The organism is Colwellia sp. KS18-150, from assembly GCF_057551365.1.
In genome coordinates this window covers 1-12,477 of the sequence record NZ_BAAJMC010000023.1, presented here as the reverse complement: position 1 = coordinate 12,477, position 12,477 = coordinate 1, and the positions used below count along the sequence as shown (strand labels likewise).

The following is a 12,477-nucleotide window of genomic DNA, read 5'->3' as shown; positions in this document are numbered from 1 at the left end:
TAACGCATGAAAACCATCTTAAATATAATGCTTGCTCTATCGTTAAGCTTGGCTTCATCATTAAGCTTATCACAACAATTTAGCGCCCTTCTATTTACTAAAACCACAGGATGGCACCATAAATCAATACCAGCAGGTGTAGAAAATATAACATCACTAGCCAAAGAGCATCATTTCAATGTTGTGTGGCATGAAGAGTCATCATACTTTAATGATGAATTCCTAGCAAAATTTGATGTTGTCATATTTATGATGACATCAGGGGATGTACTGAACAAAGATCAACAAGCTGCATTAAAACGCTTTATACAATCAGGAAAAGGGTTTGTTGGTATTCATAGCGCATCTGATACCGAAATTAATTGGCCTTGGTATCAAAAGTTAGTGGGTCGAACTTTTATAATTCATCCAAAAGTTCAGACAGCAAAATTACAGGTTATGGATCATGCTTTCCCTGGTATGGGTCAGCTAGCAACTAACTTTCTATGGACAGATGAATGGTATGATTTTGGCCCTGAAAACAGTAAAAATTTAAACTATTTATTAACAGTTGATGAAAATAGTTACAACACAAGCTCCGACTGGGGTAACAATAAAACAGGTAATGGCATGGGAGACTTTCATCCTATCGCTTGGTATCAGAAATATGATGGAGGTCGCTCTTTTTACACAGCATTAGGTCACCTCAACGCTGTTCATCATAATTATGTCTTTAAAACCCACCTATATGGAGGGATATTTTGGGCGGCCACAGGTAAAGGTCTTTAAGTAAATACAGGAGTATTTCATACACTAAGAAATACTCCCTTCTCACTTTAACGACCAAAAAAAACCACTAAAAATCAAAGACTTAAAAGCAACCCATTCAGAATTCGTCTATTTAACTATTATTTATATTGTCACCAACAACCAAATAGTCTATCTTACAATAAGCTAATTGTCTTTTTGACATTAAGTTAACATTAAAACAATAATATTTTAGGAAAACAAACAAAAGTACACGCAACCTTTTAGGAAAAAAAATGAGCATAATAAAGAATAAAATAATACGACTAAAAGCAACTTTATTAGTTACTCCTGCCATACTAATCATGTCTGGATGTTCAAATGAAGAACAAACAACACCAGAAGTACTACCACCAGTAATCGAAGAGCCAAAAACGATTGAGCCCCTAGTAACGAATTTAATTGAGGCGGCAAGCAAATCAAACAGAAGAATTGGTACAGCCTTAAACAATGGTGTTCTGAGTAATAATGAAGCCGCATATATAGAGGTAGTAAAAAAAGAATTTAACTATGCAACACCTGAAAATGTCGCGAAATGGGGTTCAATACAAACAGCGGGTTCTGATGAATGGGATTTTACGTCATTAGACAACATGATTGATTTTGTTGAAGAAAATGAAATAGCATTTAAAGGACATGCCTTTGTATGGCATAGACAAGCTCCTTCATTTATCAATGACACGCTTTCTGAAGAAGAGTTAATACAATTAATAGATAATCACATAAATACAACTGCGAGCCATTATAGCGGTCAAATTTATGCGTGGGATGTTGTTAATGAAGTCATAGGTGACGATGCAAACTATCGCGATTCAATCTTCTTTCAAAAATTAGGTAAGGACTATATTGCACAGTCTTTTGTAACAGCACATGAAGCTGAACCTTCAGCAAAACTTTTTTATAACGATTACAGCATTGCTAATATAAACGCTAAATCAGATGCCGTTTTTACTATGGTAAAAGAGCTCATTGAAAATGAAATTCCAATCCATGGTGTTGGTTTTCAAATGCACCTCGATGCTGCAAGTGCTCCAAGCACACAACAAATGACGGATAATTTAGCCCGCTTTGCAGACTTAGGACTTGATGTGAATATTAGTGAGATAGATGTACGACTATCAGCACTACCATGGGATCCAGTTACAAATATTGCTATTCAGCAGCAGGTTTACCACCGAGCAGTGAATGCATGTATGAACGTAGAGCGTTGTGACGCCATTACAGTTTGGGGATTTACGGATAAATATAGTTGGATCGATGGTGAATTTGGGCCAGATGATCCGTTACTATATACCGCAGACTATGAAAGAAAGCCTGCTTATTATGGTATTGCTGATGCATTGGTTGGCATTGAAGCTGACAGCACAGCTACCCTGCCTAATTTAATTGCTAATGGTAACTTTGAAATAGCAACCGATGGTTGGGAAACTTCAGATGAAACTCCAGTAAGAAGCACGGTTAATAAACACAATGGACATGCATCATTGTTAATTTCTGCCAATGAATCATCACTAAGCACTGCCTCTATAGATATCACTGAGTTAATCACTGGCAACAAAGTTTATGACGTTCAAGCTTGGGTAATGTCAACAAATACCGTCAGTACAGACAGTCGCTTAACAGTTACGCTACAATGTCTTGATGAAGAAAGTCAAACTTTGATCATTAATGAAGCTAGTTTAAGCAATAGTGAATTCACTCAACTTGTCGGCACGTTAACCACTCCTGATTGTGATATAGATTCAGGGCTCTTGACGATTGAAGGACCTGCCACTAATGAAGAAATCTACTTAGATGCAGTTAGCCTACGTCCGCAAATATTAACACCGAATACAGAAGGATTTGGCGAAAACATTCTCCCTAACAGTGATTTTGAAATTGATGCATCAGGTTGGAGTGGTTTTGACACATCAGAAATAGCCATCACAACAGATAAAGTATTCTCTGGTACACAAAGCCTTGTCAGCACTAACCGAACAGCCGAGTATCAAGGCCCGTCATACAATATATTTAGCCTTGTTGAATCAGGTGAAACATACCAACTATTTGCCAGAGCCAGTGTTAGTGAAGGCTCAGCGCAAGTTAAAGCGACAATCAGAGCAACGTGTGCAGATGGTGATAAATATTTAGGTACTGCAGCAGCACATGCTAACAGCAACGATTGGTCATTAATGGCAGGACAAGTCACATTACCTAGCTGCGCATTAAGTGATGCTGTACTTTATTTTGAGGGGCCGGCGATCACTACCGATATTTATATTGATGATGTAACATTGCATGCCAAAGAAAAAAGTATGGGTGAAAACCTAGTTGAAAATAGTGATTTTGAACAGAGTACCGATATTTGGTCTGTATGGGCAGGATCGCTTATTACTTCTACAAACTATGCCAATACTGGTAATAGCAGTGCCTTACATGCAGAAAGAACAGACACATGGCAAGGACCAGTATTCAATATTTTACCCTTTGCTGAGTCAGGTAAAAGCTTCGATATATCGGTATTTTCCCGTATAGAAAACTCCCCGTCAGAAACAATTAACATTACCTTAAAATCACAATGTGATGGTCAGGAAGCACAATATAGTGGTCATGGTTCAATCACCACAACAAATACAGAGTGGACAGAGCTTCGCGGTAGTTTAGTTTTACCAGATTGTGCATTAACTGACGCTGTAATCTATTTTGATGGCCCTGCTGCCGGTGTAGATATCTACATTGACACCGTGACTATCACAAGTGAAATTTCTGTTGATCCAGATAATTTATTTAGCAACTCAAATTTTGAGTCAGGTATCACTGGTTGGACGACTTGGAGTGCAAATATTGAAGAAACTACCGAATTCGCACATAGCGGAGAAAAATCAGCGTTAATCAACTCTCGTACCGAAAATTGGCAAGGGCCAGTTTATGACTTCTCAGGCTCAGCATCAGCAAACACAGACTATGAAGTAAGTGGCTGGATACGCATTGCCGGCTCAACAAGCGAAGAAGTTAGTATTACCGTCAAGCAAAAATGTGTAGGCGGAGCTGAGGAGTATATTGGCGCAGCTAACGCAACAACCGTTACTAATGATGATTGGACTGAAATACGTGGCAGTTTTACCACTCCGGCATGTGAACTGGAGGAGCTCTTTATTTATTTTGATAATGCAGCCGCCGGTATTGATATGTATTTAGACGACGCTGTTTTAAAAGCGGTTATTGCAGAATAAATCAGTAAAATACCTAGTTTAATCATTTGGAAGCTAAGTAATTGCATGCGTTATTTGCCTTTACTTAGCGTTAACGCCTTAATGAAAATATAAGAGCATCTTGATGATAAGTATTGTTTTTATCAGACTAGATTCATGACGAAACTATCAGTCGAAAGCTAGTTAGCAATACGACAAAGACTACACTGCTTCTGACGTACATATACCCTGCTATATCTTGTTTAAATCAGAGTATCATTAAAATATAGGATTCTGCTAAACTTAATGGATGAAGTTCTCTGGGTGGTGATTTATGGCTTTCAATAAGTTGAAGTTATTTGTTATCTTTTTATTTTGTAGCTTTTCAATATCAGCAGAACAAACTCTCGTTACTTTTATTGCACCTGCTCCTAAAGATACTCATAATGTTTTTTGGCAAGACTTTATTACCGTCATGTCAAAATCAGCTAAAGATTTAGAGTTAGAATTAGAAATATTATATGGAGATTCTAATCGATTTAGTACTCGTAGTATTATAAGTAACGTTCTAACTAGAAAAACCCCTCCTCACTTCCTTGTTACCATCGCTAATTTGGGTATGACCAAGGATATTCTTGAAATGGCTGAGAAAAAACATGTTTACACCCTTATAGTGAATAGCGGTGTTGAACAAAGTGACAGACTCAATCTAGGCTCCCCTAGAGAAAAGTACAAATATTGGCTTGGCAGTATTTCCCCTGACAATGCCCAAGGAGGCTTTTTATTAACGCAAGAGCTTTATAGAATTGCTCAACTTAAACTTATGCCTACGCCATACACACTACTCAGCTTTGCAGGGAGTCGGGATACAAGTGTTTCAAGTCAACGAATAGATGGACTTAACACTTTTATTCACCGACATGCGAACCAAGTAAGTATTCAGCAAACTATTCATGCTAAATGGAGTAGCCAATACGTTAAAAGTATATTACCCAATATATTATCAAGATATCCTGATAGTAACATCTACTGGAGTGCTGGCGGCGGTATGTCTTTAGGGATATTAGATAAGGTAAAAACAGACTCTATTGTTGGCGAAATAGAATGGTCAAACTTAATCTTAAAAGAAGTATTATCAGGTAGAATAGATGTCGCCGTTGGTGGTCATTTTATGGATGGTGCATGGGCTATGGTAATGATTAAAGATTACTCTCAAGGAATCGATTTTAAAGAGGACATAGGAGTTAATCACAAAACAAATTTTTACGCGATAACGAAAAAGGAACTATTAAACAAAAAAGATTATTTCTTCAATAAAAAATGGCAATTGCTCGATTATAAAGAATATTCCAAGTTTTACACACCTAGCCTAGAAAAGTATAACTTCAATCTTCAATTCTAAATAAGTATTTAAATGAGGGATGCTCATAAAAACAATTGCCAGTTTAAAGCTAGTTCTTCACGGCAACAAATCCTGGAATATCAACCTCAAGTGAGTACAACCCATGAGCTGTAGTAATTAAAATTGTCTTTAAATGCTTTCCACCAAAGGAAATATTCGTGACTTTAGGCCCTACATTAATTTTATCTAATTGGGAGCCATCACTTGAATAAACGTAAATATTTCCCTCATTGTGACTGGTGACATATATGTTACCTGCGCAATCTACCGCCATTCCATCAGGGGAATCAATAGTAATAAAGGCTTCTTTATGTGTAATCTCGCCAGAGGTACTAATTTGATATTTAAAAATTTTATTACTAAAACTCCCTACGTATAGCGTTGTTTGATCCGGAGATAAAGCAATCCCATTTGGTTTCACTAAAGACTGATCAATGAGTGTTACATTGCCATCAGGATTGACAGAGAATACTCCCGTATATGCCATTTCTTTAGTTCTATCACCAAGCTGCCAATCTGGGTCAGTAAAATATACCGTGCCATTTGTAGCCTTAACTAAATCGTTTGGCGAATTAAATGCTAGCCCTTGATACCGACTAGCAAGTATTTTACTTTGGCTCGTTGGAATGTATATTCGAGATAAACCACGTTTAGCATGGTTCATTGCATAGATATAATCTCCCGAAGTCAGTAAACCATTAGTGCCAGCACTTTTTTTATAGAGGCTAATATTATTGGGTAAATTTAATTGGTAAATGTTAGAAACAGGACCAAACTCTTGTGAGCCAGCGAAATTCATTTCTGAAAAATAAAAAACATTATGTTTAGCCGACCAAGTAGGACCTTCCAAAAACAAGAAGTCACCACTGAGTAGCTTTAAACTTGTTTGGCTGTCATTTACTGTATAGCCGGATTTACAATAGCTCTCTAGCTCCCCTGCTGCGCTTTTCTCAGTAACGATGAATAAGTTTGCGCACAATACACTGATACATAGTTGTTTAAATTTCATCAATCATCCCATCTCTACTTTGTCATGTTTATAACAACACATCATATTAAAACTTGAGTATTTGTCAAGTTGACTATAAGATGCATTACCCATTACTTTACATAAGATCCGAATATGAAATTTTTTATACTAGTTGTCATCAGTTATCTTTCGTTGATAAATAACCTAGTGATAGCAAATGAACAGACGTTAAAATCAGCTTATGCTTCATCATTTAAAATAGGAATGGCGGTTAATGATGACATTGTGTCTGGAAAATCGATAACTTTACAAAACATTGTTAAGCAACACTCCAACTCAATTACGTTAGAAAACTCAATGAAAGCTGAAATAATTAACCCTATTGAGGGACAATATAATTTCGATGCTGCGGATAAGTTTGTCGAGTTTGCCAACCAGCAAAACATGTTCGTATTAGGTCATACCCTTGTTTGGCATAATCAAACTCCTGACTGGTTCTTTTTAACTAAAGACGGTACTCCAAATTCATCTAAACAACAGCTTGAACGCATGCATCAATATATTAAAGTTGTAGCAACTCGATATGCAGACAAAATAGATGCCTGGGATGTTGTTAACGAGATTATTGGTGAAGACGGTAATTATCGTAATACCATCTGGGTAGAAAGAGTTGGCAATGGTGACGAAGTCGTTAAAGCAGCATTTAAATATGCACAAAAGTACTCCCCTAATACCGAACTATATTACAACGATTTTAATGCTTGGCGTCCGGAAAAAAGAGATGGCATTATTCGTATGGTTAAAATGCTTCAAAATAATGGCATTCGTATTGATGGCATAGGTATTCAGGCTCACTGGGGCTTAAATTTCCCTAAAACAGAATACATTGAGGCGGCGATAGATGCCTACGCTGCATTAGGGTTGAAAGTAATGATCAGTGAGCTAGATATTGATGTTCTACCAATTACCAAAAGAGGGCAAGTCATTGGTACCGGATTAATGCACCCACAATATGAATTGCCTGAATTTAAAGAGTTTTTAGACCCATATCAAGAAGGATTACCTGATGAAGTTGAAGCGTTACTAACCAAACGCTATCAAGATCTTTTTAAAATATTTTATAAACATAAAGATCAAATTGATAGAGTGACTTTTTGGGGAGTGGACGACAGCATGTCATGGAAAAACTATTATCCGATCCCCAATAGAACAAATTATCCTTTGTTATGGAATAGAAATTTACAACCTAAAAATGCCGTTAGCGCAATTATAAACATTCCCAAACAAGATTGATTTACTCCTTCAAGACGAATTTAATCCGTATAAATTAATAACTTTAAACTTATACGGATTAAATATTTATAAACGTTATGCCACTTTGTATCTATAAGGAGAAAAGTGTCATTTCAAGCTAGGGTTACTGCACCTTAATTGTTTCAATAGTGTTCTGTTTGAGGTTAAGTTAGATAAATATAAGCCCGTCTCTTTCTGTACTTGATTAAAATGAGCTACAGCTTTCGTCTGTTCTTCTAACGAAGGCCTTCCATAGAGTTTTGTCTTAAAGCCCATTCCACATAAAACATATTGATAACTGGCAGAAGGAAATACTTGTGACCGGTCAAAATCATAATGCCATGGTACTTGCTCTTGCCAAAGCTCAAGATGGGTAGATAAGCTTTCAGGAATACTGGAGTTTTGACGATTCTCTTGCCAAAATTTTCCATTTCGTTTACTCAAAACATAATGAAGCTTTAAAAAATCAACTGTCGCTTGCCAATGATGTAACATACGTTCATTAAATCGATTGGCAATTGCATCCAAAGTATTGCGAGTTTTAGGTAGCTGGTCAGCTAGCATATTGGCAGATATTTCTACCAAGGCTAAAGATGACGCTTCAAGCGGCTCAACAAAGCCAGCGGATAATCCAATGGCAACACAGTTATTTTGCCAAAATATTTCTCTATGCCCTGGCTCAAATTTTATTTTCTTAACTTTTACATCTTTTATATTTTTTACACCGCGAGTATTTTGCTCAATATAAGCAAATAATTGCTGCTCTGCTTTCTCATCACTAATAAAGTCACTGGCATAAACATGCCCTACTCCACGCCGACTAAACAAACCTATATCCCATATCCAACCGGCTTCTTGGGCTGTTGATATGGTAGCAGAGAAAATAGCACTGTCATCATTTTCATAAGGTATCTGTACGGCAAGTGCAGAATCAATAAATAGTGTCTGTTTTTGTGAGACAAAAGGTACTTGGTAATGTTTACTAATCAATAAAGCGTTACTTCCCGTGCAATCAACAAACAAATCACCTGATATCAACCCGTTAGTTTTGGTTTCTACGCCATCAATATCCTTGTTATTAGCTTGGGATTTAACTGATATCACGTCGTCGCGAATATAGTTAACGTTAAGTTTATCTAAACAGTGCTCTTTTAAAAATTGAGCAAAAAGACAAGCATCTAAATGATAGCCATAGTTGCATGTGTATGCATATTCTGGTGCTGATAACTGTTTAGGCGCTAATTTATTTTCACAAATGACCTGCTGTGGTGATACAAGCTCTGAGAATGGCATGTTGTAGTCCTTAGCCATCCAGTGCCACGCTAAATTAGTTTTCAAGAAACCTTGTGGCAATGAAAAAGGATGATAATAGCTATTATTAACAAGCCCTGAACATTTATCACTTTGCCATTGGCAAAACTTTGAGCCCTGCTTAAATGAGACATCACAATTTCGAATAAAGTCATGTTCACTAATTCCCATGCGTTGTAATGTATTACGCATAGTTGGCCAAGTTCCTTCGCCAACACCAACGGGTTCAATAGAGGGAGATTCAATTAAAGTTAAATTGACGCTGTGACTACCATACTTTTCTTTTGCTGTAGCAGCTAGCACCCCTGCAGTTAACCAACCTGCTGTGCCACCACCAACAATCACGATATTTTTGATTAACTTTGTAATGACTGCCTCCAATAATTCCTTTAACAAAAAGAGGCTGCCTCAATGAGGCAGCCTAAAATGCACATTTCCTAGGGGAGAACTATGCATAAAAACAATGGTTCACAGCTTTAAAAATTAGCTCTAACTCCAATGACATAGCGACTACCAAAATCTTCTGCCGCTAAAAATTGATTTTCAAAGCGTCCATGACGATGAGCTGTTTCTTCCAGTATGTTCAAACCTTCTAATACCACAGTGAAATGTTCATTAATGTCGTAACTAACATTAAAGTCTAACTGTCCGTATGCTTCAGTAAAAACAGGTTCGCTCGGGCTATGAAATTGATTAGTACTTAATAAAAATTCATCACGCCAGTTATAAGCGATACGCGCTTGAAAGCCATTTTTATCATAAAAAGCAACTAAGTTAGCTGAGTCACTCAGGCCGGTTAGAGAAACACTTTGTTCAAACGAAGCCGAATCATACTCCACATCACCATCAACTAAAGTAAAGTTTACCTGTCCACCAAAACCAGACTCACCAAACATATGCTGAACAGCAAACTCCCATCCATTTACTTCTGCATCTTCAAGGTTTTTAGGGGTAACTACAGTGAAATCGACTTCAGGATCTGAAGGTTGCGATAAACAAGCAGAATTGTAAGGGTCAGTTGAAGGATCCGGACATCCAGGCCTTGGATTAACTGATGGATCAGTAAGTGGTGTACCATCTGCACCATTGATGGTTCTACTCTCAACCGTTGTGCCGATAAAATTATCAACAAACTTATGGAAATAACCTATTGATGCATAACTACCTGCGTCGTAATACCACTCTAATGACAGATCAATATTATTCGACGTATAAGGTAATAAGTTAGGGTCACCTTGTGTCGCATCAAATGGACCGCCTGGGCGCATATTTGTAATCTTTGTTGCTGGTGCAATCGCGTTTACATCACTACGCGTTAATGTTCTGCTATAAGAAAAACGAGCCATCAAATCATCTTCTAACTCTAATGAAACATCAAGGTTAGGCAAAAATTCGGTGTATCCTCCTTCTAAAGTATCTAAACTAACTTCGCTACCTGCAGGGAAGTATCCTCTTATTTCTTCATCTGATATATAGTATAAACTTGTTGGTAGTGTTGCTGTAGATGAAGCTGTAACGCTAGTGTCTTCATAACGTAAACCAACATTAATATTTAATGGGAAGTTATTGAACTCGCTAATAAAATCAAATGACACATAAGCCGATATCGTATCTTCAATAATATTATCCATTGAGACTGGCTCTTCAGTGATATAGCCCCCATCAACAACAGCTTGGTTAACAACATCGGGATCTGCGTTAAATTGCATATCAAATAATTGCTCTGAACCACTAAAATTTTGACCTACCGTTGCAGGAGTGAATGACAACCCTAACGCATTCATATCCAGTACGTCATAAATAACACTAAAACCAAAGCGTTTATTGGTATCAAATTTATATTTAGTTCCACCGATCCCAAAATTTATATTAGCTAATGAACCATCACTTAAATTCTCCCATTCACCACTTAACTCCCATTGTTGAATGTTATTTTCAATTTCATGACCACGAACAACGACCACATCACCATCAATATTTTCTAATGAGTAAGGGTCATAATTATCAGGAATTGGAGCTGGTGCCACACCGTCTTCAGTAGTAGTTGTAGTTTGAGCGAACACCGCTGGTACTTCAGCGTCTGTGAAATCTAATCCAATATCAACATAACGTGCATTTGCTGGCGTACTTATTACGGTAGTAAACTCACTAATTTCGCCACCCGGTTGAGTTTGTGATGTTGAATCATGCGCATCAAAAGTAAGAGTTAAACTGTCTGAAGCTTGCCAAACAATATTTAACCCCACTGAATCATTTTCAGTTTCAACCACTTGATGGATAGCGGCATAGTTGAGACGGTGATTTTTATGGCGAGGGTTTATGACAGTGCCATTACTATCTACAGTACCTGTAGTGTTTTGGTCTGAGTCAAACCAAAAGCCAGTTTGAATGCGATCTATCGATTCATCGAATCGAGAGCCGGTATAATCTAATGTTACGGTTAGCTCTTCAGTAGGAGCATATTGTGCAACAAATTGCATATTGTCGCGTTTACGTTCATGATCACCATATTCAACGGCAAAATTACGAGGCACCCAAAATATGCCATCGGGATTCTCTGGGTTGGTAATACCTGAAGAATCAATTCCTGTATATACTGAGCCATCATCAGCTAACCAGCCATCGTTTATAACAGCCTCTTTTCGACTATCGCGCTCAGAATGTGAATAGGCTGCTAAAAATCCTAACTTACCATCTAAGAATACATTGCTGTATAAGCCAGAAAACTCTGGAGTAATATCGTCACCTTGCACATTACTAGTGTCCATTATCCCCTTCGCAGATAATGATACTTTTTGCTCGCCATAAGCAAGTGGCTTTGCTGTTTGCAAATCAATAGTCGCACCAATTCCGCCGCTAGTTATATGTGCTTTACCGGTTTTATATACATTCACTCCAGAGACAACTTCAGCAGCAATATGCTGAAAGTTAAATGCTCGATTTATGCTAGGGTCAGTAGAAAGCGTTGATGATGTTGGCATAGCTCTGCCATTTAAAGTAACCATGTTAAATGTTGGTCCGAACCCACGCACCGATACTTGGTTACCTTCATTATTTGAGCGATCTATAGAAACACCAGTAATTCGTTGCAATGATTCGGCTAAATTAGTATCAGGAAATTTACCAATATCTTCTGCGGTTATTGCATCAACAACACCACTTGATTCTCTTTTGATATTCGCAGAGCTGATTAATGAGCTTCGAATTCCCACTACTTCGATAACTTCCGTTTCTTTTTTTACCGCTTCCGCTGCTTCAAAAGCAAAAGAGTTCGGTGCAATACTTAACGTGACTAATGCGACTGCAGTCGCAATTTTAGTGCGTGTAAACATGTTGTTTAAATTCTTCATAACTATCCTTCAAATAGGCTTTATTATTTTCTGGTTTAATTGACTTTAAATGCCATTCTAATGATTAATTCTTATAAAATTTTTTGTTCATTAATTAATCCAACACCAATATTGCACACAATTTAAATTAGATCAACCACCAATAAGAACAAAAAGAACTACAAGATAAAAATATAATGTGTTATAAATAGTGAA

The 12,477-nt window shown here is 37.2% G+C and carries 7 protein-coding genes; 4 read left to right on the top strand and 3 right to left on the bottom strand.

The annotated features are described in order from the left end of the window. Positions 1-6: 6 nt before the first annotated feature. The 3 genes from AC27IF_RS17810 to AC27IF_RS17800 all read left to right on the top strand — a co-directional run bounded on the left by AC27IF_RS17810 (position 7) and on the right by AC27IF_RS17800 (position 5,358). Positions 7-768: a ThuA domain-containing protein gene (locus AC27IF_RS17810; RefSeq protein WP_487055694.1), complete on the top strand. Its 762-nt coding sequence runs from the start codon at positions 7-9 to the stop codon at positions 766-768. A gap of 254 nt (positions 769-1,022) precedes the next feature. Continuing rightward, on the top strand, positions 1,023-3,998 hold the full coding sequence (locus AC27IF_RS17805; RefSeq protein WP_487055693.1) for an endo-1,4-beta-xylanase: 2,976 nt from the start codon (positions 1,023-1,025) through the stop codon (positions 3,996-3,998). Positions 3,999-4,290: 292 nt separating this feature from the next. Then, positions 4,291-5,358, top strand: coding sequence for an ABC transporter substrate-binding protein (locus tag AC27IF_RS17800; protein WP_487055692.1), 1,068 nt, complete (start codon positions 4,291-4,293; stop codon positions 5,356-5,358). A 49-nt stretch (positions 5,359-5,407) separates the two neighbouring features. On the opposite strand, the gene AC27IF_RS17795 is transcribed toward AC27IF_RS17800, so the two are convergent. Then, positions 5,408-6,367: an SMP-30/gluconolactonase/LRE family protein gene (locus AC27IF_RS17795; protein WP_487055691.1), complete on the bottom strand. Its 960-nt coding sequence runs from the start codon at positions 6,365-6,367 to the stop codon at positions 5,408-5,410. Between the two features lie 114 nt (positions 6,368-6,481). Here AC27IF_RS17795 and AC27IF_RS17790 point away from each other — a divergent pair, with 114 nt between their 5' ends. After that, positions 6,482-7,621, top strand: coding sequence for an endo-1,4-beta-xylanase (locus tag AC27IF_RS17790; protein ID WP_487055690.1), 1,140 nt, complete (start codon positions 6,482-6,484; stop codon positions 7,619-7,621). A 108-nt stretch (positions 7,622-7,729) separates the two neighbouring features. On the opposite strand, the gene AC27IF_RS17785 is transcribed toward AC27IF_RS17790, so the two are convergent. Next, entirely contained in the window at positions 7,730-9,301 is a 1,572-nt protein-coding gene (locus AC27IF_RS17785; RefSeq protein WP_487055729.1) for a tryptophan halogenase family protein, read from the bottom strand. 107 nt (positions 9,302-9,408) lie between these two features. Beyond that, the gene (locus AC27IF_RS17780; RefSeq protein WP_487055689.1) at positions 9,409-12,282 is read right to left on the bottom strand and encodes a TonB-dependent receptor; all 2,874 of its coding nucleotides are present in this window, start codon (positions 12,280-12,282) and stop codon (positions 9,409-9,411) included. Positions 12,283-12,477: the final 195 nt, after the last annotated feature.